This window comes from Ancylothrix sp. D3o (assembly GCF_025370775.1).
In the GTDB taxonomy this organism is placed as follows: Bacteria; Cyanobacteriota; Cyanobacteriia; order Cyanobacteriales; family Oscillatoriaceae; genus Ancylothrix.
The window spans coordinates 1-24,861 of record NZ_JAMXEX010000015.1; the positions used below are offsets into that span (position 1 = coordinate 1).

General features: G+C 39.6%; 17 protein-coding genes and 1 pseudogene. 16 read left to right on the forward strand and 2 right to left on the reverse strand.

The genetic code is table 11. From position 1 onward, the window contains the following. Positions 1-146: 146 nt before the first annotated feature. Complete coding sequence (locus NG798_RS20560; protein WP_375338989.1) at positions 147-638, forward strand: HNH endonuclease; 492 nt, start codon at positions 147-149, stop codon at positions 636-638. 132 nt (positions 639-770) lie between these two features. Next, positions 771-965: a hypothetical protein gene (locus NG798_RS20565; RefSeq protein WP_261225580.1), complete on the forward strand. Its 195-nt coding sequence runs from the start codon at positions 771-773 to the stop codon at positions 963-965. Between the two features lie 461 nt (positions 966-1,426). Here NG798_RS20565 and add read toward each other — a convergent pair whose 3' ends face one another. Next, entirely contained in the window at positions 1,427-2,473 is a 1,047-nt protein-coding gene (gene add, locus NG798_RS20570) for an adenosine deaminase (RefSeq protein ID WP_261225581.1), read from the reverse strand. Between the two features lie 587 nt (positions 2,474-3,060). On the opposite strand from add, the gene NG798_RS20575 reads away from it, so the two are divergent. The 4 genes and pseudogenes from NG798_RS20575 to NG798_RS20590 form a co-directional block, all read left to right on the forward strand. Beyond that, positions 3,061-3,393 (forward strand): hypothetical protein, encoded by a 333-nt coding sequence (locus NG798_RS20575; RefSeq protein WP_261225582.1) that lies wholly within the window; start codon positions 3,061-3,063, stop codon positions 3,391-3,393. A gap of 9 nt (positions 3,394-3,402) precedes the next feature. Beyond that, positions 3,403-3,696 carry a hypothetical protein gene (locus NG798_RS20580; protein ID WP_261225583.1) on the forward strand — a complete coding sequence of 98 codons (294 nt, stop codon included), beginning with the start codon at positions 3,403-3,405 and terminating at the stop codon, positions 3,694-3,696. A gap of 181 nt (positions 3,697-3,877) precedes the next feature. Next, the gene (locus NG798_RS20585; protein ID WP_261225584.1) at positions 3,878-4,294 is read left to right on the forward strand and encodes a XisH family protein; all 417 of its coding nucleotides are present in this window, start codon (positions 3,878-3,880) and stop codon (positions 4,292-4,294) included. Beyond that, positions 4,291-4,629 (forward strand): annotated as a pseudogene (locus NG798_RS20590) (XisI protein); the annotation flags it as partial. The gene NG798_RS20585 and the pseudogene NG798_RS20590, both read left to right, overlap by 4 nt. A 641-nt stretch (positions 4,630-5,270) precedes the next feature. On the opposite strand, the gene NG798_RS20595 reads toward NG798_RS20590, so the two are convergent. Further along, a complete protein-coding gene (locus NG798_RS20595) occupies positions 5,271-7,685 on the reverse strand; it encodes a CHAT domain-containing tetratricopeptide repeat protein (protein ID WP_261225585.1) in 2,415 nt (804 codons plus the stop codon). A gap of 85 nt (positions 7,686-7,770) precedes the next feature. Between NG798_RS20595 and NG798_RS20600 the strand changes: the two genes are divergently transcribed. The 10 genes from NG798_RS20600 (at position 7,771) to NG798_RS20645 (ending at position 24,860) form a co-directional block, all read left to right on the forward strand. Next, positions 7,771-8,412 (forward strand): sigma-70 family RNA polymerase sigma factor, encoded by a 642-nt coding sequence (locus NG798_RS20600; protein WP_261225586.1) that lies wholly within the window; start codon positions 7,771-7,773, stop codon positions 8,410-8,412. Positions 8,413-8,493: 81 nt separating this feature from the next. Then, entirely contained in the window at positions 8,494-9,423 is a 930-nt protein-coding gene (locus NG798_RS20605; protein ID WP_261225587.1) for a DUF1822 family protein, read from the forward strand. 325 nt (positions 9,424-9,748) lie between these two features. Further along, positions 9,749-12,043: a CHASE2 domain-containing protein gene (locus NG798_RS20610; protein ID WP_261225588.1), complete on the forward strand. Its 2,295-nt coding sequence runs from the start codon at positions 9,749-9,751 to the stop codon at positions 12,041-12,043. A 142-nt stretch (positions 12,044-12,185) separates the two neighbouring features. Further along, positions 12,186-12,878, forward strand: coding sequence for a DUF928 domain-containing protein (locus NG798_RS20615; protein WP_261225589.1), 693 nt, complete (start codon positions 12,186-12,188; stop codon positions 12,876-12,878). A 190-nt stretch (positions 12,879-13,068) separates the two neighbouring features. Beyond that, entirely contained in the window at positions 13,069-13,251 is a 183-nt protein-coding gene (locus tag NG798_RS20620; RefSeq protein WP_261225590.1) for a hypothetical protein, read from the forward strand. 194 nt (positions 13,252-13,445) lie between these two features. Beyond that, positions 13,446-14,039, forward strand: coding sequence for a tetratricopeptide repeat protein (locus NG798_RS20625; protein WP_261225591.1), 594 nt, complete (start codon positions 13,446-13,448; stop codon positions 14,037-14,039). Positions 14,040-14,395: 356 nt separating this feature from the next. Continuing rightward, entirely contained in the window at positions 14,396-18,781 is a 4,386-nt protein-coding gene (locus NG798_RS20630; RefSeq protein ID WP_261225592.1) for a sacsin N-terminal ATP-binding-like domain-containing protein, read from the forward strand. Positions 18,782-19,330: 549 nt separating this feature from the next. Next, the gene (locus NG798_RS20635; RefSeq protein ID WP_261225593.1) at positions 19,331-21,550 is read left to right on the forward strand and encodes an Hsp70 family protein; all 2,220 of its coding nucleotides are present in this window, start codon (positions 19,331-19,333) and stop codon (positions 21,548-21,550) included. Further along, positions 21,547-22,098 carry a LysM peptidoglycan-binding domain-containing protein gene (locus NG798_RS20640; protein ID WP_261225594.1) on the forward strand — a complete coding sequence of 184 codons (552 nt, stop codon included), beginning with the start codon at positions 21,547-21,549 and terminating at the stop codon, positions 22,096-22,098. Before NG798_RS20635 ends, NG798_RS20640 begins: the two co-directional genes overlap by 4 nt. Further along, positions 22,095-24,860 carry a M48 family metallopeptidase gene (locus tag NG798_RS20645; RefSeq protein ID WP_261225595.1) on the forward strand — a complete coding sequence of 922 codons (2,766 nt, stop codon included), beginning with the start codon at positions 22,095-22,097 and terminating at the stop codon, positions 24,858-24,860. The genes NG798_RS20640 and NG798_RS20645 overlap by 4 nt, the downstream gene beginning before the upstream one ends. Position 24,861: the final 1 nt, after the last annotated feature.

A 24,861-nucleotide genomic window follows, 5' to 3' on the forward strand; every position in this document is an offset into this window, starting at 1 on the left:
GCTCTTTTTATTTCTCTAGCTTCTTTCGTCTGATTAATAAAATCATTTAACTCAGAAATAATGTCCATGTTCATTTTAAAATTTAGACAACAATTAATATTATACCTGTTTTGACCTATTTAGGATTGCTATACATCTCACACCGGGTGTGGTTATACCTTTGGCGTTGGGCTAAGCGTAGACATCCCAACAAATCAAAAAGATGGGTTAAACAACGTTACTTCAAGACTATAAAAGGCGCAGATTGGGTCTTTACCTGTATAGGTGAAAATCGAGGAAGAGAGAAGTCATTCACTCTCTATTCTATTGCATCCACCCCCATTGAACGCCACATAAAGGTCAAGGGAGAAGCGTCACCCGATGATCCGAGCCTAAAAGAATATTGGAAAAAACGCCACCAAAAATACGGTAAAAGCTATTGGGAAAAGAACACCAGCAATTACCAAATAGCTCAGAACCAAAACTGGGTATGCCCCATCTGTGGCGAACCACTTTTCAACGGTGAGGAAATCGAAACCCATCACATAGTACCTGTAGCGAAAGGTGGAAGGGACGACATCGAAAACCTAACGCATTTACACAGAGCGTGTCACAAGCAGGTACACACATCAAAATCCAAGTTTGAAAGCTTGAAGTAAGGCTTGAGCCGTGTGAGTGCGAAAGTCTCATGCACGGTTCGAGCTCTTAGGGGCGGGGAGTAATCCCCAAACCTTACCCGACACTCCTTGGGCCTGTGAAACTTTACTCTTCCGGTTAATGTTATAAAGTCGGTGGATTGGGTGGTACAGGCGGATGTTGAGGGGTTGGTGGGACTCCAAAGGCCGGTGTCAGGTTCGTCCATGTTTTATCTCATGGCCATTTTAGACCGGCTCAAACCAAATGTAGATTACCCGCATTCTAAGTGGGCATCGGCCAGATATCGTATCCCATCGGCACCGAATCTTATCCCACCGGCACCCAACTAAACATGGACTAAATTAGCGCACCGACATCCCCGACGGACAGAGGTCAGCTTATCCCACCGGCACCCAAATAAACATGAGTAAATCACGCCAAACCACATACCCAACTAAACCGGGGCAATCACGCAATACCACATACTCCGAAGCCACTTCGGTAATAAAAGCAGACCACCAGCCTCCTAATTAATTTCCTAAAAAATGCCATCCGCCATCGGCCCCATTTAGTCAACGATCCGCAAGCAACTCAAGAATCAACTAAACACCCCGGCAAAACGGCAATATTATCGTTCCAATGAGACTAATGTTTGTGTCTGCTACTTGGCTGCTGATGTCAACTTCGTTATTTCTACCCCATCTAAGCTGATGAAGAGCAGCGAAATGCTTTTCACCAGCATCCTGACAAGAGCAAAGAAAACGCCGCCTACCACCTGCTTTTTACAGCGAACTCTCTAAGAGGCGGCCTCTTAAACCTCATTAAACAGTTCGGTTCGTAGTTGAGCCACTTTTTCTGTAAATTCCTTCAAGTATTTAGATGATTTTACATCGTCCATAAAAGCGGCCTTAAAGCTATTTCTTGCAAGCTTCTCAATATCAGCGGCTATTAAATTAAATGTCTCCGCTACTTGCAAATAATTTTCTACCACATCTGCACCAAACATGGGTGGATCATCTGAGTTTATAGTGACAAAAACTCCTGCATCCATCAACTGCTTTATTGAGTGTTGAGCCATAGTAGGAAACACTTTTAACTGAATATTACTGACCGGACAAATTGTGAGCGGAATTTGGATGTCTACCAGGTGTTGTACTAATTTATTCTCTTCAATAGCACGCACACCGTGATCAATGCGTTCAATCCCCATTGATAGCGCATCCCAGACACTTTCTGGCCCTACATCTTCACCAGCATGAGCAACTAGCCGAAATCCTAATTCTTTCGCTCTCTCAAATGCAGCTTTATGACGAGATGCAGGATTACCGGCTTCTTTACTATCCATACCAATACCAATGATTCCTACATCATGGCGACTGGCATGGGCTAATTCCACCATATTCAAGCTCACTTCTTTCTCAGTAGTTCTGTCGATATCAGCAATAAACCACATCTCAACATTATATTTTTCTTGAGCAATTTTGCGCCCTCTCGCAATGCCTTCATTGACTATATGCCAAGGAATTCCACGTCTCTGATGTGCGTCATAACTCAAGAATACCTCGCGGTAAGTAATTTTTTGTCGCGCTGCATCTGCTCCTAATTCTACTGTAACCGTCTCAAAATCGTTAGCCGTTTTTAAGGTTGATGCCGTAAATGATAAAATGTCAATAAATTGGTTAAGATTTTTAAATTCAAAAAAATTCCTCGCACCTGCTTCATTTTCAAAGGGTAACTCAATAGAATTACTTAGGGCTAACTTCAATAGAGTAGCCGGTTGAATTGAACCTTCTAAATGACAGTGCAATTCGGCTTTAGGAATATTTTGAATAAATGCTCTTAATTCTGAGGTAAGCATAACCGCTGCTCCCAAAACTACATGACAGTTTGTTGACAAGGAAATATTAAGGTAGTCGGGTTTGATTTACCAATTACCTAAACTGGGGCTAAGGTATTCAGAAATTCTGAATTTACTATTAGCCTATTAACGATAATTTTATCTTAGCATTTTTTTAGCTAAAATCATGTCCCAAAAAAAGTTCCGGCTACTAAAATATATTCGGCTCACGGGGCTAACAAAGTTAAGCGGTCTTTCTTTATCAAGTTTTTAGGTGCTTTTTTAATTGTATTTACAGTAAAATTAGTATCAATAACCCTGTCAATAAGCAGCTATTGTGTTAGGCTTGATTTGTCAAGTTTTTAGTTTGATTTTAACTGGAATGACCCCTTGGTTTTGGCCTAAGCTGTGTTTCTTTTCAGCTAATGAACTCCCATAAGGGGGCTGAAATCATACATTGCCCGTAACTATGCCAGCAATTTCTCATCTTTTCCAACCAATAAATCCCCCAAAGACACAGAAATCGCGGAAGAAGTGGGGAACGTGGAGAGGCCGATTAATCTGCCAGCGTGGGGGATGTTGAAAGGCGGGTGAAACTTTAAGGGTTGGTGGAACTCGCTTTTAGCCGGTGCATTCCCGAAAAGCCGGTGGAACTCGCTCGTGCCTATGAAAATCGCTCGTGCCGGTGTCTCGCTCGTCCACGCTTCATTTCATGGAATTTCACAGGGCGACTAAAACAAAATGTAAATTATCGGCAGCCCAGGCGGACACCGGCCAATATCGTATCCCACCGGCACAAACTAAAACATGGGCAAATTAGAGCACCGGCCCCCCAAAAACCTAGACAAATCCCATACACCGGCACCCCAAAAAACCGGGACAAATTACGCAATACCCCAATAAACATGGGCAAATCACGCAATACCACCGGCCTCTATTAACTCCAAATAATGGGATCAGCCACCGGCCCCCTTTACCCCACGATCCGCAAGGCCCTCCAAAGTCAAGAGAAAATTTATGTGGATTCACCGGCACCCCTAGATATTACAGCGCTGGTGGATCTTGCCGAGGCGGTGGATTGGGTGGGACAGTCGGATCTGTCGGGGGCCGGTGGATCTTGCCGAGGCGGTGGATCTGTCGGGGGCCGGTGGATCTGTCGGGGGCCGATGGATGGGGTGGCACAGGCAAATTTCGCTCGTGCCGGTAGATGCGATGATACGAGTGAATTTTATGAGTCCGATTGATACAGAACCTATTGGTGAAATTAGAAAATTAAAAAGGCCGATTAAAAAATATTTCCATCTATGATCTGGAAAGCAACGCTCAGCACCTATCGGCTGTGTAAGTAGGGGGCATCAAGTTTAGCCGTAACGCACCATTAAATGTGATAGCTTTAAATTAGACCTTTATGTCGAATCGTCTATTGTGGCTAAAGATCGTTTTCATCAAGTTGTTAAAATGGCTCTTACGAAGGATGGGTGGAATATTACTCACGACCCACTTAAGATTAAAGTAGGTGGTGTAGAGATGGAAATTGATTTAGGAGCAGAACGATTACTTGCAGCAGAGCGAGGAGATGAAAAAATTGCAGTGGAAATCAAAAGTTTTTTAGCCAGTGCTTCGGCAATTTCAGAGTTTCATACAGCACTAGGAGAATTTATTAATTATCGGGCTGCATTACGCCGTGAAGAACCAGAGCGTATTCTCTATCTTGCTATACCAGATCTAATTTATAACAGCTTTTTTCACCTTGATTTTCCAGCATCAGTGCTGCAAGAAAATTCCGTGAAGTTGATTATTTACGATATTGAAGTGGAGCAAATTTCACAAGGTCAGGACTAACCGATAAACTAAGCCTCTATCAGCAGATTGTCCAGCAGATATTGATGGATTATGCTGAAGTTAAACCAGCTTATGGTGATATTGAAGTTGAAACTATCTTTGATACACAACGAAACCACTATCAAATTGTCCATTTGGGGTGGCAGCATAAACGTTGGGTTCATCATTGTATAGTACATCTTGATATTCGTAATGAAAAAATCTGGATTTTTTACAATTCAACCGAGCATGATATTGCAGCAGATTTAGTAAATTTAGGTGTACCAAAACAAGATATTGTGTTAGGTTTTTATCCTCCTTTCATGCGGGAAATGAGTGATTATGCTGTGGGCTAAAAGTAGGAGCATTACAGAACAGAAGCCATAGCAGAAGTTAGCTCTATTTTTTCATCTTGAAACGATGGACTTTTCGGGGCCGGTGGATATTGAGACACCGGCTTCTGCGGAGGGAGTAGAGGATGCAAGAGGCCGGTGAATTTGCCAGCGTGGGGGGATGTTGAAAAGGCCGGTGGAACGCTTGGGGGCCGGTGGATTTTTAGGGGCCGGTGGATCTGTTAGGACTCACCTTAAATATTTGTGTTAAATCATTGATTGTATATCCATCGTAGCTCAATTTAATACACTGCGCTCTTTGTCTTACTTGGTGATATTTACTACGTTTAGAAAATTTTATAACATCTTAATTTTTTTCGGCGCTTAAGCCTTTAATAAAACGCATATTAAAATGTTTTATTGCCCGATTGTTTGGCCATTTATAACATGAAAACATAAAAATTTTAACATAAAAAATTAATTGAGCCTGATTATTTATTAATATTCTGTAACCATCTGAGCTAAATGGATTATTATTAATCTATTGATTACTAATTATTTAGTGTAATTTTACAAGAAATTGGTATCAAACGCCTCTTTCTATTACTGATTTTTATTTTAGAAACTGATAGAAAAGGGATATAACTACTCACCCAGACTTGATATTATTCGGCTTGACCGATTAAAATAAAACCGGCCCAATCTTTGGGCTTGGGATAATTTTTCATCGTAATTAACATCGCTTGACGCAAGGCTTGGGCTTTATCAGGGGTTTGTTGGAGTTGCTGATAAAATGTTTCCATCAGTTCAAAGGTTGGAGTATCGTCAACTGTCCACAGGGAAACAATTAAACTCGTAACGCCAGCCGCCATTAAGGAACGAGATAACCCTAAAACCCCATCGCTGGTAATAGTTCCTGCTCCTGCATTACAAGCACTTAAAACCACTAAATCAGCCGTTAAATTTAACTGGAGAATTTCCTTTGAGGTGAGTAAACCATCATCAGAAACAGAGGTGGAAAGGACGACCGCACCTGGAATTCCAGACTCGGTTAAATCACTCATAATTCCGTGAGTAGCAAGATGAATATAACGGGCATTTTCTATTCGTTGAATGACGTTAGATTCGGTGGCATTTTCACCTAATAAGGGTTCAGTTTTAAGCATTTTAGCAATAGCGATAGCTTCTTTTTCACTGGCGGGAAGCGGGTTTAAAAGTTGGGGTTCTTCTCCAGGGACGAAAGCAAATTTGGGCATAATTGGATTGCCCAGAACTAAAGCTATATCACCTTGATTTCGTTGCTCTTTCTCTGCCGTTAATTGTAACAATTGAATCGACGGGGAAGTTAAAATAGTATGCTTTTGAATTAGATAATTTCCTTTTTCATCTACTAAAGCCTGAAAAGGAACTAAGAATAAGTCTTGATGAGGAATAAAAATAACCCGGTCTTCGGGATTTTCGGGTAATAAATCTGCAATGGGTTCAATTAAAAGCTCATACAGTTTATTTAATTGCCTATTTAATTGTTCGTCATTCATCTGCTGTACCGTCAGTGATGAAATCCCTGAGTCTAAACTAGCACGAGTTCCCCGAACTAGCTCATTTAGGGAAGGAAGTGCTGGCAGTTCTTCTGGACTTAACATCGGAACAAGGTTATCTGTCTTTAAATTCGTTAAATCAACAGACCGAAACTGCACAGCACCATTAGGTTGTACAACCCAAATTAGTAATGTAGAATTTTGCTTAAATTCATCAACAATAACCGAATATTCAACTAAGGTGGCATTTTGCAGTTTAGCCACTTTTTGAATATCCGAAAAATTAGGGGGTTTTACAGAAATTGAGGTTAATCTTTCCGGTGATATATTATTTTGTGCTACTAACTCAACAAACGCTCTTGCTCTGCCGCGTTCAGCAATTTCTAACGCTTTTTCAATTTGGTTTTGCTCAATTAATACCTGTTGCAAAACGCCATAACTTTTTGATAACGTTTCAAAGAAAGAAACTTTATTTCCATCACTTAATCCTGGGCGTAAAGACTCCACAGTTTCAATGGCAGAATAGAGGGTTTGAGTAGCTTCAGCAAGTTTGCCAACTTCAAACTCAGCAGATCCAATATTAATTAATGTGACCGCTTCTCCCCGTTTATCTCCGATATTTTGGCGAACTTTTAAAGCTTTTTGATAGAACGGGAAAGCTTGAGAGTGTTGATTTTGAATTCGATAAATATAACCGATATTATTTAAAGCTTGTCCAACCGCTTCTAAATCTCCGATTTTTTCCATTATAGGCAAGCCTTCTTGATATAACCTTAAGGCTTTTTCATACTCTTTAAAACGTTCATAAACGGCTCCTAAATTAATCGTTACTTGACCAATACCTTGAGCATCCTGTTCTTGTTTGGCTAAAGTTAAGGATTGTTCAAAAGCCAGTTTAGCTTGTTGATATTCGCCTAAAGAAACATAAGCTGCACCGATATTATTGAAAAGAATTCCTTCTGTCCAGCTATCATCTAAAGTTTTAACTACAGTTAAGGCTTGTTGAAAGTAGGATAACGAGTTTCGATGCTGTCCTAAAACCCGATAAATAGTACCTAAATTCGATAAAATATTGACTTCTCCTGACTTTTCGTCTAGTTTCTGAACCAATTTTAAAGCTTTTTCAAATCCTTGAATTGCCTGGGGATATTGACCTAAAATAAAATAGGCAGTGGCTTGATTATTTAAGGCTAAACTTATCCCTTCTTCATCGTTTAATTCTTGAGACAGTTTTAAAGCCTTTGTCGCCAACTGAAGGGCAAGTTGAGCGTTCCCTGTATTGCGGTGAACTAAGGCTAAATCATTAAGATAGGTAGCTTCTAAAATTTTATTTTGTTGTTGTTGTGCGAGCGCCAATAACTTCTCTAAAGTGAGACGTGCCTCCTCAAACTTTCCTTGATCAATGAATTCGGATGTACTCTTATACATCCGTTCTAACTCAGCATTTGACTGAGCGAATGCCACAGGTATCATCAAGCCAAATTGTAATTGCATCAACACTGTAATGCTCAAAAGACCCCAACGAGAAATATTGAAACCCATAAATTTTTAGAATAAAAAATATCGACTTAATTTGCTAAAATCTTACCTGATATTGGAATTTACCCTTTATTAATCCAAAATCGAAATGACTGGACTCGACGAACAACTCCGGAAACTCATTGCTGAAACCTGCAAACACTCCCCCAAAAGTGTTGAACGTCGTAAGGGTTTTACTCAAATTATTCGCCTGATTCAGAAATCGGGTAAATTGTGGCACGAGTCTACTCCAGACTATGAAGACGCATGGCAACACACCATGACTTTTCTTTACCTAAATCTTTGTGAAGCGAGGACGGCAGCCCAGTATGACCCAGACAAAGCAAGTATTATCACCTGGCTTAATTTTTATCTTAAAGGACGTTTAAAAGATTATCACCGAAAACATCAACAGCAGCAACAACGTTACATTTCTACAGATATTCCCCTCTGTGAAAATCTCAATCTTCTCGATACATTGGAAGCACCTCCTGATATTCCACCGATTTTAGAAGAAGTTCGTCACTGGGCGCAAACTGATGCCACTGGAGAGTTACGCAACAGTCACGTTCGCAGACGTCCAGACATAACGTGCCAATTGTTAATTTTAAGTCGCTTGCCTCCAGAAACCAACTGGGAACAGCTTGCGAAGGAGTTGGGAGTTCCAGTCAGTACCTTAAGTAGCTTTTATGAAAGAAATTGTCGCAAGTTTTTGCGTAATTTTGCTCGGTCACAGGGATATCTTGAGTAGTTGACTGGTGACAGCGAAGCACTGAGCCTGTCGAAGTGTTGACAGTTCTGAAGAGAGGCTAGGGGTTAAAAAAGAGGAAAAATGGCTAATAAAGGTTTGAATTTGGAAGATTACGCTTTACCCATTGTCATATCCCAGGAAGCGAGGGATATTGCCACACAATTTGCGTTGCGACATCCGAAAGGGGGTAAGCGAGAACAGGTTTATCTGAATACATTGGCAGTTTGGGGGGTTCATTGTTATTTAAAATGGATGCAAATTGCAACGGAATTAGAGATGAGTGATAGTTGGAACCCCATTACTCAACTCTGTGGAAATGTGGCAGATTTAAAGATAACTGATGTAGGACGTTTAGAATGCCGGCCGGTGCGAGAAGAACAACAAATGGTGATAATTCCTCCAGAGGTTAGAATTGACCGAATTGGATATGTTGTGGTGCGGATTTTGGAGTCTTTAAAAACAGCAGAGATTTTAGGGTTTGTCCCAACTATTTCGCAGGAAATTTTACCCTTAGCACAGTTACAACCTATCGAAGAATTGTTAGTTTACTTAAATCCATCTCAACCCGGAGTATTTCAAACTCCTGTCCGATTAAGTTTATGGTTGATTGATGAATTTGAGGGGCTTTGGCAGTCGGTTTCTCGGCAACCTGCTTTAGGATTAAGAAATTCATCGCGCAGTGATGAAGAGTTTGTTCAAGGAGCCAAATTAATTGATTTAAAAATGCAGTTGGGGAGTCAATCTGTTGTTTTGTGGGTGGCATTAACTCCAGAAACACAAGGACAAATTGCCGTCAGGGTTCGCTTATATCCTGCCCCCCAAGATAGCTATTTACCGCCGAATGTTCAACTAATTTTAGTTTCTGAAACCGGGGAAATTTTATCGGAAGTTCAATCGCGTTTACAAGATAATTATATCCAACTCCCTCGGTTTCGAGGAATGCCAGAAGAACGATTTAAGATCACCGTTCGTTTAGCGGAGGCATCTGTGACAGAAATATTTATTTTTTGATGATTTTCAAAAGTTGTAGAGAGGGTGACTTCAAAAAATTTTTTAATTTATAGTAAGCTATAAGTTGTTACCCTCAACTTTGTGATGCTACCAACCCAAATTATTGACGAAAGTGATGTAGGTTGGGTTGAGGAACGAAACCCAACACTCTCGACGCTTTGATGGGTTAGGCTACGTCAACTATCACCGTACGCTTACGCTCTACCCATTCTACAAATAATTAAGTGCTTCTTCTTACCCACGCTTTGATGGGTTTCGCTTACGCTCTACCCATCCTACAAATAATTAAGTGCTTCTTCTTACCCACCCAAATTATTGATAAAAAATGGCAGAAAAACTGGTTATTATTGATTTAGGAAAAGGTTCCTTAATAGAAGGATTTCCTTCAGTTACAGCACGACTTTGGGACTTAGAAAATTCCCGCCCGATTAAAATAACGGGTTGTTTGCCGGCTGCTCCGGAATTGATCACGTTTTATCAGCGTTGGCGGTTCATTTATCAAGAGCTATATCATACTTTAGGGATTGGATCTCGAATTGAACTCGATCAAGAAGATGTTACTCATGTTTCCGAAGTTGAACTTCAGGAACTCTGTACTCAATATATTGATCAGTTTAATGAATGGCTTAACTTTGCAGAATTCCGTAACATTGATCAACAGTTGCGTTCGGCGCTACAACCGGCTGATGAAATTTCAATCATCTTAGAAACTGATGATTTCCAAGTGCGACACTTACCTTGGCAATTGTGGAGTTTTTTTTACGATTATCCTCATGCAGAATTAGCCCTCAGTCAACCCCAATATAGTCGTAAAATGCAAACTTCTGTTTCGCGTACTAAAATTAGAATTTTAGCGATTTTAGGCAATAAAGTTGGAATTGATATTGCAGAAGATCGAAAGCTTTTAATGACCTTGACTGATGCGGAAACTGTATTTTTAGTCGAACCCAACCGCCAAGAACTTGATGATGCGTTATGGAATAGTCAAGGTTGGGATATCCTTTTTTTTGCGGGTCATAGTGAAAGTCAAGAGCAGGAAGAATCGGGAAGCTTTAAAATTAATTATCAAGATAAAGTCTCGATTAAAATGTTATTGCCGGCTTTTAGAAAAGCGATTGAAAAAGGCTTGCAAATTGCTATTTTTAATTCCTGTGATGGTTTAGGTTTAGCCACTGAACTTGCCCAGTTAAATATTCCTCAAACGATTGTAATGCGGGAACCTGTGCCTGATGTTGTCGCTCATACATTTTTAAAACATTTTTTACAGGAATTTTCCCAAGGTCAATCTTTATATTTAGCAGTGCGACACGCGAGAGAACGGTTATATATCTTAGAAAATCGTTTTCCTTGTGGCACTTGGTTGCCTGTTATTTGTCAAAATCCGGCAATTGTGCCGGTGCGTTGGCAAGATTTAAAACAAAGTCAAACTATCCAAAAATCACCCAGTTTTCAGTTTAGTAAACTTGGCAAAATCGGATTGATGAGTTTAGCAATTACGCTTTTAGTTTGTTTAATTCGTCAGTGGGGATGGCTCCATTTTGGGGAGTTGAAAGTTTATGATGTAATGATGCGATCACGTCCCCTCGAAAAACAGGATAATCGTTTATTGTTAGTTTCCATAACAGAAGAAGAACTTAAAACATTTGGAAACGAGACTGCTTATGATCAAATTTTGGCTCAATTTTTACAAAAACTTGGCGAATACAAACCCCGAACTGTTGGATTAAATCTTTATCGAGATATGCCGGTTGAGCCGGGATATCAAGACTTAAAAAATCAATTTAATAAACAAGATAATCTATTTTTTATTTGCAAAAAACCTGATAAAAATGATCCTGGTGTTCCTGCTCCGCCGGATGCTCCTGGCCTGCGAGTTGGATTTAATGATGTGATGCGAGATTCTGATAAAATTTTACGCCGTCAACTTTTATATTTCACTACTTATCAAGGATGTAAAGCCAATCGTTCTTTAGCCCTTCAACTCGCATTTCATTATTTAAAGCAGCAAGGAATTCAACCCCAAAACTACCAGAAATATGAGATTAAATTGGGTGAGGTGATTTTAAAACCGATGGAATCTGATATCGGGCTTTATCCAAATTTTGATGGAAAAGGATATCAAATTATGCTCAATTATCGGTTGTCTGAACCCATTGCTCCTGAAGTTACATTTACGCAAATTCTGAATGGCGACGTTGATCCAAATTTAATTAAAGATAAATTAGTTTTAGTGGGTAATAATGGCACCAGTGTTCAAGATGAAGGTCATCGTACCCCCTACAGCCCAGATCAAGAGGTGCGAGGATTAATTATTCAGGCGCAAATGGTTAGTCATATTTTGTCTGCGGCTTTAGACAATCGTCCGTTGTTGAAAGTTGGGTCAAAATGGACGGATGCGCTGTGGATCGGGTTGTGGACGCTGTTGGGTGGGCTGTTGGCAAGGTTGAGAAGTGATCGCACCGGAATGATGATCACCTTGGGAATTGCAGCAGGAGTGTTATACGGCGTTTGTTGGGGGTTGTTTCTTGTGGCGATTTGGGTTCCTTTCTTTCCCGCGCTTTTGGGGTTGGTGGGAGCGGGGCTTTGGGTGTGGAGATCGCTTTTTAATAAAAAAATCTAAAAATTGCGTAAAACCTGTGTTGCCGGTCAATAAAGATTTCAGGGCGGATTAAATTCCCCCAATTGCTCAAAAATACAGGATTTTACTGTCATCTATGATCCACCAGAAGTTATTTTTATTGTTCGTTTTAGCTGGAATTTTAATGACGCTGAATTCCACAAAAGCCGGCATTGCTCAATACCCTGCACAGTCTTTAGAAGTCGCTGTTGAATTTCAAGATCCAGATCGGGGTGAACCAAATGAAGATCGTCAGGGTTCCTCCAGTCGTACAAATTGTCCGGCAGTTTCTAAACCTTTAACGGCATTAATTCCTGAACACAATAGGGGGTTAACGTTGTCGGGATATCCGACTTTTATGATTTATGTTCCCTACAGTTCAACCCCAGCTAGAGATGTAGAATTTGTTTTGTTAGATGAAGAAGAGAATGCAATCTTTAAACAGAAAATGCCTTTGATGGGAGCGCCTGGAATTGTCAAATTTAAGTTGCCCCAATCTGCACCGATGTTAGAAGTTGGTAAACAATATCGTTGGCAATTTTTCTATCGTTGTAATCCGAGATTGCGGGCTGAGGATGATGGTGTTGAAGGAGTGATCGCACGAATTAATCCCAGTGAAAATTTAACCAGTCAGTTAGCAAAAGCAACAACACCCCTAGAACAAATTCAAGTGTACGCTAAAAACGGATTATGGTATGAAACTGTGACTTTATTAGGAGCATTGCGGCAGGAAAAACTTCAAGATCAACAAATTTTGAAAGAGTGGAAAGAGTTGTTAGGCTCTATTGGGTTGGAAAATTTAGCCGGTGAACCTTTTGCTCCTTGTTGTCAACCTTAAAACTCAAAAGTCAAATCTAATATCGTAGGGTGGGTGACACTCCACAGATTAACGTTGGCATAGCAATGCTGCTGATCTCACCCACCTTTCTCAAAATTTTTCAGGAAATTTGCGTAAATCTGTTTTCCGGCACCAATAGATAGACAGGTCAAGCTCTCCAGCTTGTACAAATTATCACGAGGTTAAAGCGATGAGCGGCTGCAACGGTGATCCGGGTGCGAGTGGTTACGACAACAACGACCACGAATATGATTATGAGCGGGATGTTCAGGATAGTTATGACGACTGGCGTGAACAAAACGCCTCTCTTCTCGCGTTAGAACGAGATGCAGAACGGGAGATGTGGGAGGCAAATGAATGTGACCCCGATTGAGAGCAACTATTAAGACGGTTAAGATTGCCTCAATTAGAACTGACACGAATTTTATCTAAGATTAACCTCCCATTATCTCCAATTAATCGCGCCTAATTTTGTAGGGGCAGGTTTTGTAAAATGGTTCAAACTTCCCGCCAATTTAACTCAATCTGCGCCATTTCCATTACTCAGCTAATCGGAGTTATCATTGTATGGATTTCTTAATCAGCATTATCATTTGCCTGTTTTTAGGGTGGTTATTTTATGAATGGTTTAAGACAACCCCGTTAGGTTCAGCTTTCCTTGAAGCGAGAAAGCAAGAAAAAATTTTTAGCTCGATGGTTGAGGCAATGAATGAAGTGCCAATATCGAATTTAGAAGATTTGGAACGTCGGGCTTTATTTAAAGCATTGTCAGGGGATCATCAAGGAGCGATTGAAGATTATTCCCAAATTCTCTATCAAGATCCGAATAACACAACAGCCTATTTAAATCGAGGAAATTCTCGTTATTTAATAGGAGATTACCGAGGCGCATTACAAGACTATAATCTGTTGATTGGTCTTGATGCCCAGTATGCTAGTGGTTATGTGGGCAGAAGTAATGCAAAACGGCTACTCGGAGACTATCGGGGTGCAGTTGCAGATTGTGATCAAGCGATTAGAATTAACCCAAATGATGATAATGCTTATGTTAAACGAGGGTTAGCTCGATTGAAATTGGGCGACCGCACCGGAGCCATCCAAGATTTTGATAGGGCACTGAAAATTAATCCTCAAAATGTAGAAGCCGTACATCATCGTTAGAGTGGCAAGGGTTTTAGCCGATCTAATTTAATTTAAAACCCAAAAATCCTTGGAGTAAACTCGGAATAGCCTGAAACCTGTCCAGTTTAAGCTTTAGCTCCCAAAAAGGACAAGCCAATCAGTCCAGGTGAAATCTAAACAAATATTAAAATTCAGTAATTCTACTGATTTGGAGAACTTCATTTAATGTATAAAATGTAAATATATGGGGCAAAAATGGAGATATTTATCAGTTAAATCCTATCACTGCTTTCTCTTTGAATACCCATATTGTAAATTCAAGACTGAGGAATCTCTAAATTAGTTTGAGATTTTCAATTGACAGTATCTAACCTAAAAAAAGGATAAAGCACAGTATGAATAATTCATCTCCTGAATTTTTACCACAAGACATTGATATCTTAGATTTTTTAAGAATAGAGCTAGTGAATCTGAGTGGATTTTCCACATTAGCTTATGAGTTGATTCAAAATGCAGAAGATTCTAAGTCATCTTGGATCAGATTCAATATTTGTAAGGATGCGCTGATTGTTGAAAATGATAGCGAATTTAGTGAACAAGATTTTGCCAAAATGCAAAGACTAGCTGGAGGTGACAGACGGGCTGAAGACGAATGGACAATAGGCAGATTTGGAATTGGTTTTACCTCAGTTTATCAAATTACCGATCACCCAGAAATTATCTCTTCTGGTAAGCACTGGACTTTTTATCCTGAAAAAGAATCTAATTCCAGAATTAAACAAGTTCTGTTAGAGAAAAAATCTCCAGGTACTCGTTTCTGTTTTCCTTGGGCTAGTTCAGATACCAAAATTCGTCAGAAGTTAGAAGTAGGAATTATTTCTCCAGATTCAGTTAATCAATTTTTTAAAGATATTTCGGAAGCTGCTCCAAAGTCAATGATTTTTTTACAAAATCTTAAAAAAATAGAAATTCAATATGAGAATAATTTAATTAAAATTTTACAAAAAAAAGATAAAGGAAAAACTATCATTGAAAGTATTGATCAACTCAAAAAAATTACTACTTATAAAGGCTGGTATCTTCTTGATGGTAATTTTAATGAATATGCTAATGTATTAAAAGCCAAATCTCAATTGACTATCAAAACGAAACGTCGAGCAGATGTTGTTGTCGCTATTCCTGATAGCAATCAAGATAATTTTTCTGGTTTTTACTATGCTTTCTTACCAACTAAACAAGAAACTCAACTGCCTTTTCATATTAATGCAGATTTCTTCACACTTTCTGATCGCAAAGGAATTGTCTTAGAACAAGGCGATCAAACTATATGGAATGGATTAGCAATTATCGCAGCTGCCGAGATCATTCAGCAAAACCTAATACATCTCAGAAATATTCTAGGTCATAAACATCTCTGGAGTTTCTTAAGCCAGATTGAAGTACAATCTCAGGATCAATTATTAAAATTTTTATGGCAAAAACTATATCCTAAAGTTCAGTCTTCAGAAATAATTTTTACATCTGCAAACAAATGGCAGTCTCCCCAACAAGTCTGTTTGTTAGAAAAAAAAGAAGAATATAAACTCTCCGCAGTTTTAGAGAAAGCCTTGGAGAAAATAAAACGTTCTTCAATCGTACATTCTGATCTGCACTCTTATTCTAGTTTGCTCAAAAAAGTTGGAGTAATTTCACTAGATGCCTCAATGTTAGCAGATGCTCTTTTTGCGTGGGGATTAGTTAAAGCAATAGCTATAAATCAAGTACCGGATTGGATCAAGTCTGAAACTCAGCGAGATCAGTTAGCAAAAGAAGTTGGAATTTTATTTACTCGTCAGTCAGTTGGGAAAGATACAAGCGCTAAAGATAAGTTAAAAAAATGTGCAATCGCCCTAAGTAATGATAAGCAACTATGTCCTCCTATTAACTTGTACCACGCCAAACCAGAAACAGCTACTTTATTTAAAATTTTAGGTGTTCCGCAATCTTTCCTAGCATCTGGTAATCCCAAAGAAATTGAAGATTTAGTTGCTAAATTCACTGTTGATAAAGCTATTGAATTGTTAGAAAAAATTAGTACATCACAATTAGAAAAACAATGGCGGGAGAATCGGAACCTTATATCTGAAGTGATCGGATGGTTAGAAAATCATCAACAAAATATTTTACAACCTGAAAGAAGGCTGTTAGATCGTGTTCGCAAGTTGTCCATTTTTCCTAGTTCTGATCGACTTCGCCCCTTAGAAGGTCTGGCAATTCCTGGCTCTTTTGAAGACACATTAAATCTAGCTTCATTGGTGGATATTCAATATGTGCGTGGACACATACATTTTTTGGTAAAGCTAGGGGCAAAATCTTTAACTTTTTCAGAGTATGCTAGTGAACAAGTTCCCAAAGCTTTCAAAGAAAAACAAATTTCGCCTGAAGCTCGCCGTCAATTAGTTTGTCAATTAGCAACGCATCTGGAAGAAATTGAAGGAAACAAACAAATCCGACAGCTATTATCTCAATGTCCTCTAATTGAATGCAAAGATGGTCAGTTTCGCTCTGCTGATGAAGCTTACTTAGACAGTGAATCTGTTCATAAAATTTTTAGCAATTGGACTTTGGAAAACCAAATCGCGGTCTTACCAAAGAATTGTGCAGAAAAAGCTCACAAGTTCTTGAAATGGCTACAAGTAGTTGATCAACCACGCCTGATTCATATTTTTCAAATCATTAACGCCCTGAAAGCAAAGGAGCCGAAAGGAACTACCAGAAAACAGATGCAAGAGATTTTTGAACATCTCACTGAACGATGGGAATCATTAAAATCAAGAACGTTAGAATTTGAGCCTATAAATTCTTTAAAATCTATGGCTTGGTTGCCTGTAAAAGAAGATGAAACACAATGGTATTGTCCTAATCAAATATTTACTAGCTTCTACCATTATCTAGTTGATACTCAAGTGAAATTTCTGGATATTGATACTAGAGTGGAACTGCAAGCTGAAGCTAATAAATTTAGTGAATTTTTAGGGATTAAAACTACACCTCAAGTACAGCAAGTTATCGAAAATCTATTAACCTGCTCTCAGCAAGGTTACTTCTTGGATAATCGCGTTTATAAATTTTTACAAGATAACATTGATCTGATCAATGATAATAATCTTGAAAGGCTAAAAAATAGCTCAACTATTTATCTGGGGCAGAACAAATATATCCAACCTGAAAAAGTTTTTTGGAACGATCATCCTTTTGGAAAATATCGTTATCATTTACCTGACCATTTACATTCTTATTATACGCTTTTTCAAAAATTAGGGGTTTCTGACTCTCCAGAACCAATCGATGCTATTTTCCTGATCGAAGAAATTAGCAAAAATTTTGAAAATGATAATGTTTGCTTAGATGACGAAAGTTATAAGGTACTCCTTGATTGTTGGAAAATTTTAACCCAGGCTAAAATTGAAAATAGTTTTGGAAATGATAACAACGAGCTACAAAAATTTAAAAATTTGAGTACCCAAAAAGTAATTCCTAATGCTAAAAGAGTTTTAACCATTCCTGAGCAGATATTTTTTGTAGATCGTCCTAATTTATTGGAAAAGTTAACTTTTCTCCAGAGTAACGAAAATGTTATCCCTAGACCGGCAGAAGCTTGGTATGCAATGGAAGCTGTTGGTGTTCGTCCATTAAGTCAGGCAATAAAAACAAAATTAACGCAACTAGAGCCTACCAATCCCAATGTAGATCAAGTCATAACCAAAAGATTGAAAAATAGAAAATCTTTGATCAAGCGAGTTCTTCAAGGGCAGCTTTTGACTACTTTTCAAGCTGGAAATTTGGATTGCTGGGAAAAATTAATTGTTAAAAAAGCCAGCTTGATTAAAGTCCGTTATCACTTTGAGTTACATTCAACTCCTGAAGAAATAATACAAGTTTATCTTGATTATAGCCAAGGAAATCATCAATATATTTTGTACTATCAATTACAAAATGGAGTTGAACCTTGGCCCCACATAGCGAGGGAAATTGCTTATGCCATTAATCCTAATGCAGAAGCTGGAAAAGTTGCCGCAGGTATCAAAGAAGTGATTATGGCAAAAACACCCAAGGCTGCATCTGAAATTCTGGATGCTCTTGGTTATGCACCAAGTTCTGATCCTATTCCTCCTGATGAAGAAAACCATGAAATTGAGAAACTTTCAGTACAAGAAACTTCCCATGAAACAACTACTATTACATCAGAATATCAAGGTACAGGCGATCCAAAATATGGTGCTTTAGGGGAAAAATGGTCACAACTTTTTTATGAATGGCTGGGTTATCAACAGATAATTAAACAAGAAGCTTCTGCTGGGTTTGATTTTCTTTGCACCCAACCTACAAAACAACAAGGGTTGAAGCCATTACTCAAAGTAGAGGCAAAAGCTATTAGCACTCCTGTCATTCGCATAACTATGAATGAATGGACAACCATGATGGATATTCAAAATCGAGAAAAATATGAACTTCTAATTGTTGTTCATACGAGTGGTTCAGTTGAAACAATAATTCGTGTCATGCACGTTTGGTCTACCTTCACTCGCATTTTTTCACAACTCAACGAACAAGATTTAACATCAGCACCTTACAAAAGTGAAAAAATTGATTTTCTAATTGGTTTGCAACGCAGCGCTCCTCAATACCCTGTTCAAAATGATGTTTTAATCAACTGGAAAAAATTAATAGACTCTATACCTCATCCAAACGTCAAAATCTATTCTCCAATAGATGAGAATCAATTCAGACCATTGAATTAAGATTGAACTCATGTTAACAGCCGGTGAACCCTTGGACTCTTGCTGTCAACCCTAATCTTAAAATCCAGAAACCCCCTCTCTCCGAGAAACCCGGTTTCTTCTCCGCCACCCAGACCTACTCAAAAATTTTCAGGAAATTTGCGTAAATCTGTTTTCCGGCATCAATAGATAGACAGGTCAAGCTCTCCAGCTTGTACAAATTATCACGAGGTTAAAGCGATGAATGACAACAACTTCTCTCTTCTCGCGTTGGAACGAGATGCAGAACGGGAGATGTGGCAATAAATCTGACTTTGATTGAGAGCCACTATTAAGACGCTTAAGATTGCTCAAATTGATGGCGATAAGCTTTGCTTAAGCCGTCCGCTATCCCTGTTTCTTGGCACACTACAGATAGCGTGCTTGCCTAATTCCTGGTAAATTTTCTAAAGCAATTTAAGTGTAAATACTGATGTGTTAAATCACGCGAACAGGTTTAATCAAAGGACAAGTAAGAAACAACCAACGACAAATAACTAACAAATAACCAAACTAGAGGATTACAATTAAATGGGTAATGTAGTTGGCATAGACCTGGGCACAACAAACTCCGTAGCAGCCTTTAAGTGGGCTGAGATCGCAGTCGTCAAAGATCAAGAAAACAGTGGAAAAAATCAGGAACTGACCCGCTCGGTTATTGCATTAGACGAAGGTAAACTTGTGGTGGGGACGAAAGCCTATGATCAGCTAAGAAATAATCCAGAAAACGTGATTATTTCCATCAAACGTTTGATGGGGCGCGGATTTAACGACCCTACAGTGCAACAGCAATTGTCTCGCTTAAACTATAAAATTACCCAGTCAACTCAGGGCACTGATAACAGCCTCTCTGTTTGGTTGGATGGGCAAGAATACCAACCAGAAGATATCTCTGCGGAAATTCTTAAAAAGGTGGTGGAAAATGCCCAGCTTCATCAAGAAAAGAAAGCCGATCACAAAGGTAAAATTACTCACGCAGTTGTGACGATTCCGGCTTATTTTAATGACAAACAGCGTTACGCTACTCAAACTGCTGTCCTACGAGCGGGTTTAGGATTACTGGAACTGCTACCCGAACCCACTGCTGCCGCTATTTCTTATAGATTTAAACAGGATTCTGATGAGTGCAACAATATCTTGGTTTATGATTTTGGTGGCGGCACATTCGACTCCTCTTTAATTACTGCTTCTGGCGATCAGTTTATCGAGTCTGGTAAAGCTGGCGATTTGTGGTTGGGGGGCGATGATATTGACCACAAGCTTTTTGAATTCGTTAAAGCTAAAGTAGCGCAAGAAGAAAAAATCGAGAATATCGATGTTTTAATTGCCAAAATGCCCTATTACCATCGGGTTCGCTTTTTAGCCGATGTCAAATTTACTGTAGAGCAAGCGAAAATAGATTTAAGCACCAAGGAGACAGCACAAATTATACCCGCGACTCCCCTCTTAGACGAATTGGGAATGGCAATTCCCATTGATGTAAAAATCACTCGCCGGGAGTTGGAAGAAATGATTTTGCCATTGGTAGAACGCACGATCGCAATTTGCCAGGATACTTTGAAATATTCCGACTATCCCGCCGATCAAGTTGATATTGTTTTGCTGGTCGGGGGTTCTTCAAAAATTCCTTTAGTTCAACGCAAAGTCCGCGAAGCATTTGGTGCAGATAAGGTAGTAGTTCATCCAGACCCCATGCTTGCGGTGGCCGAAGGAGCGGCTATTGTAGCAGCAGGATTGGTACCAGATAAAGTTTCTACTGTTTCCCGCGATTACTTTATTGAATTGGTGAATGAACCGCGATATAAACTCATCGAACAAGCGGAGATGCTGCCGATAAATACAGCCCATACATTTCGCACAGAAGCCGACGGACAACGATTGATTCACTTTAAATTTTTCAGTCCTGATCTGGTTAGTGAAGACATCGATGGCCTCAACCGGGACGAACGCATTGGGGAGATGTGGTTAGCACTCGACAAACCTTATCCACGAGGTACAGAAGTAGTAGTTACAGTAGAACTAGATGAGAAAAATAGTTCTTTGCAAATTACCGCAGCCCTGAAAAATAACCCAGCCGTTAGAGTCAGTTGTTCGTTTTCGCGGGGTGGCGTAGATGAAGAAATTGCCAGCGAAGTAGAGCGAACAATTGCTGAATTGAATCAAGCAGGTAACTTGACAGAAACAGGGGTGCAAACTGCTTATGAAATTGCCGGTGCAGCCATTTCTGCCTCTAACCAAATTCGAGGTCAAGATAATAAACCGCAAGCTGATCGCGTCGCAGTTGCTCAAAGTAAACTTAAGCAATTAAAAACATTTGCTTCAGAAGATCGGGATGTGGCTCAGTTCTTTGTGCGGGAATTTGAATTCCTCATGGAACATTGCTCCTTTATGCTTCCTGATGCTCAAAAACAACGGATTCAAAGTCTCACCAAACAACTCAAAGATGCGATTGCTATTCATAATCTATCGGCAATGCAAAAACTCATCGAAGATGCAGAACGGGAAATGAAAAATATGCCCGAAGAAATCCAAAAGTTATTACTTGCCAAAGATGCCATCCGAAAAGCCAATTCTGTTGACCCCACTCGCGCTAGTTTCATGGCAGATAAATTACAGCGTGTGATTCATGCAATGGAGCATGAAAATATGAATGAAGCTAATCGCCTTTGGAACGAACTCGTTCCAGATATCCGCGAGTATGGATTGCGCGAAGTTTCTACTGCAAATATTGCGACGGGAATTACACGATGAAAACTTATCTCACTTGTCCCGTATGTGATCGCCCCAAAATTGAAGGAAACATCTGCCCTAATTGCGAAACTGATTTATCCCTAATTCGCACCCTCACAGAACTGCCAGAACTGCCTTCCGTACCAACCAAATCAACAGCGATCATGCCTTTGGTGCCAATTGGAGTCGCAATTCTCATCCTGTTATTGGGGATAAGTTTAGGTGCAGTTGGAAATTCATTTTATGTGCAGCAACGTCAACCGGCAGTTGCGAGTATTTCTCCGGCTTTAAAAACCACAGTATCCCCACAAGTTAATCCCACAGTTAATCCCACACAATCGCTAGTTGCCACCTCAAAAAAACCCGACGAAGAATCCCTCCTTTGTGGCGGATTTTATTACAAAGTAAAGCGCGGTGATTCTTTATCGCTCATTGCGAAAAAGTTATATGGAGATGTAAATTTATGGCCGCGAATTGTAGCCGCAAATTCTAACCTAAAAGGTCGCGTAAATACTTTGGCAATCGGTGAGATATTGCTGGTGCCAAATTTGGAGGTAAATTGTTTATGATCGTTGATCAAATCAATCGGGTAAGCAGTCTTTTATTAGGGGTGAACTTTGCTGAAGTTTCGCGGCAAGTTTCCTATTCTAAATTCCTATTCCAAGAGGCTAAAAATCTCTCTAGCCAAAAGAAGCTACCAGAAGCGATTGCCAACGCTGAAGAAATTCTCAATTTGTGGTATCCCATTGAGTCGGTTTCTGAATTCATTGTGCAAAAATTTACCGTAGAATTTCTGTTAGCGGAAGTTAAAGATAGTTTGTCTCTTTGGAAACTTAAATGGAAAGAGCAAACAGAAAAAACCGAAAAATTGCTGAATTCAGCTAATCAAGTTTTGGCGAAAGAAACGGGAGCTTTACCGAGTATAATAGCCTTGTCTGACGCACTGCATCTTTACCAAAATTCCTATTCAATCTATCCTGACGAGCAGGTGGCTATCGCTTTGAATCGATGCAGAAATCTCCTGAAATGGCGACAAAAATATCAGTCACTCGTTGAGTCAGCGGAAAAACTCGCAAAACAGAATTATTTTCAACAAGCAATTTCTCGATATAAAAAAGCGCAAGAACTGTTTGCCACCGATGAGGTGGAGGCAGCGATCACGCATCTTTATTCTCAGCTTGAAAAAGAGGAGAGGTTTGCAGCAACTTGGCGTCAAACCTATCAGTTATCCTGTGAGGGAAAATTTCGAGAAGCGCTCGCCCTTTTGGAAACCGGACTAGCTCAATTTCCCCGTTCTGATGGCCGCGATTTTTTATTAAAATTACAGAATATTGTCCGGGGAATCGAACAGTTTCATCAGGGATGGAGTCACGAAAAAGCTGGGGATTTTTATCGAGCCTTACTCTGCTACGAATCCGCCCAAAAATTATTACCAGATATCCCAGAATGCACGCTCCGAAAAGCATCAGTTGCCGTTAAATTTGGCCAGTTCGATAAGGCACTTGCCACTTTAGAAGCGGTGACAGGAAATCAAGCGGCTTATCTTCGGGGATTTGCTCATGGGAAAAAACAGAATTGGCAGCAAGCTAATCAAGAATGGCAGTCTATTTCAGATCCGAGAGTTGAGCAACAGCGCCAAATTTTGAAGATTTTGGTGGAACGTGATCGCACCCTCAGTTTACAGCAAATCGAGCAATCTGTTGATGCGGCAAATTTTGAATCGGCAAAATCAATCAGTCTTCAATTTATCAACAAATTTGGCACCTATGAACTCGTCAAAACCAATTTAGAACAGCATATTATCCCTCGGATAGACCACGAAATTTGGCAAGGTAAAAACTGGCAGCAAATCGCCGAAACTGCGGCACAAGTTTGGCGGGATAAGGGCGATATTGTTTCCCTACATAATTGGGCGATCACTACTTACTACTGCTGGCAAAATAACCCAAATAAATTTGCACAGTTTATGCCAGATTTTATTGTCACTTGGTCAAGTGCAATCGCCAATATTTACCAAGACTCTTCTCTGAAAAATTTGCCTTGGTTATCAAATACAGCAGTTGACTTAAACGCAGCCACATCAGACTTGCAAAAAATCCTAGAAAATGCCGTTGACTCCCTCAGAGATCGAAGTTTAAACGATTATTTGCGTCTGCGCGATCTTTATCGTCAGGAAATGGTGGCACTGCGTTTGATGGGAACTCCGGCAAATTCAGGAGCGAAAAAAAATAATTTGTACTTGACTCCTGGTTTTTGTTCGCGTTCTCAGATTTCCATAAATCAAATTGAAGTTTCCCTAAAAAATTTCCATAATTCTAACGATATATTGCGGGGACTTTATACGAATTGGGGATTAGCGGTAGCTGCTTGTGTTGAAGGAGATATTGCTCGCGCTATTCAAATTAAACCGGCAATAAAACCCAACAAAACTAGCGAAGTTTTTGCTCAAAAATTTGTCTTGTACCATGAAGGTTGCTATTATCTTCAACAAAAACAATGGCGGCAGGCTATATCGTCTCTCAAGCCAGCGGGTTTAGCCATCAAAGCGAATGGAGAATGGAGTCAAGAAATAGACCGACTTTGCCAACAGCAGCGTCATGCTATTTCTGATTTTAAAGAACATCTAAATTTTGCTCAATCTTGGTATGAATTATTAGGAAGTCAACCAGCTAGAAGCTATTTAGCAGAATATCAAGCGGAGCAAATTCGTGAGCAATTAGTTGCGGAAACAATTCAGGAAACAACGGCACTTAAAAAACTTGAACAAATTAAGCGAATCGACCCTAAAAATCCGGTAGTCCTTGACCTAATTGATCGCCTTGAGATTATTCAAGACGCTCGAAAAGTCGATGAGCTTGTCAAGGCACATAAACTAGAGCAAGCCGTTCAACAAGCCAAGCGCTCACGCCATCAGAAAGTCCGCGATAATCTGACAGAATTTTTCGTCAAGGTATTTATTGAAGGATTCAAAAGTGGTGAATTAAAGTTTGAAGATATTGTTAAATTAGGAGGTTGGATCTACGAACTTTCTCCCGAAGATTCTACGGTTCAAGAAATTTACAAGTGGAGTAAAGAATTTAAAAAAGTTCAGGATTTAATGAAACTTGATCGCTTTGATGAAGCGGTGAACTATGCCAAGTATTCCGGCTGCGATCCGCTTAAATATTATCTGGCGGATTTATTTATAGTGTCTCTGATTAAAGGGTCAAAATCTCAACAAATGTCTTATGAGTTGATCCAGAAGTTTGGCCTATGGGCTTATAAACTTTGCCCGGATAAAGTTGAGTATCAACCAATTTATCGTGATTTAGGTATTCGTAGTTTCTTTTAGG

What these genes read in the sequence shown, in the direction of transcription:
- add (WP_261225581.1), bottom strand. Translation starts at nt 2,473, where the DNA reads ATGCTTACCTCAGAATTAAGAGCATTTATTCAAAATATTCCTAAAGCC.
- NG798_RS20580 (WP_261225583.1), top strand. Translation starts at nt 3,403, where the DNA reads ATGGGATCAGCCACCGGCCCCCTTTACCCCACGATCCGCAAGGCCCTC.
- NG798_RS20595 (WP_261225585.1), bottom strand. Translation starts at nt 7,685, where the DNA reads ATGGGTTTCAATATTTCTCGTTGGGGTCTTTTGAGCATTACAGTGTTG.
- NG798_RS20600 (WP_261225586.1), top strand. Translation starts at nt 7,771, where the DNA reads ATGACTGGACTCGACGAACAACTCCGGAAACTCATTGCTGAAACCTGC.
- NG798_RS20605 (WP_261225587.1), top strand. Translation starts at nt 8,494, where the DNA reads ATGGCTAATAAAGGTTTGAATTTGGAAGATTACGCTTTACCCATTGTC.
- NG798_RS20610 (WP_261225588.1), top strand. Translation starts at nt 9,749, where the DNA reads ATGGCAGAAAAACTGGTTATTATTGATTTAGGAAAAGGTTCCTTAATA.
- NG798_RS20615 (WP_261225589.1), top strand. Translation starts at nt 12,186, where the DNA reads ATGACGCTGAATTCCACAAAAGCCGGCATTGCTCAATACCCTGCACAG.
- NG798_RS20620 (WP_261225590.1), top strand. Translation starts at nt 13,069, where the DNA reads ATGAGCGGCTGCAACGGTGATCCGGGTGCGAGTGGTTACGACAACAAC.
- NG798_RS20625 (WP_261225591.1), top strand. Translation starts at nt 13,446, where the DNA reads ATGGATTTCTTAATCAGCATTATCATTTGCCTGTTTTTAGGGTGGTTA.
- NG798_RS20630 (WP_261225592.1), top strand. Translation starts at nt 14,396, where the DNA reads ATGAATAATTCATCTCCTGAATTTTTACCACAAGACATTGATATCTTA.
- NG798_RS20635 (WP_261225593.1), top strand. Translation starts at nt 19,331, where the DNA reads ATGGGTAATGTAGTTGGCATAGACCTGGGCACAACAAACTCCGTAGCA.
- NG798_RS20640 (WP_261225594.1), top strand. Translation starts at nt 21,547, where the DNA reads ATGAAAACTTATCTCACTTGTCCCGTATGTGATCGCCCCAAAATTGAA.
- NG798_RS20645 (WP_261225595.1), top strand. Translation starts at nt 22,095, where the DNA reads ATGATCGTTGATCAAATCAATCGGGTAAGCAGTCTTTTATTAGGGGTG.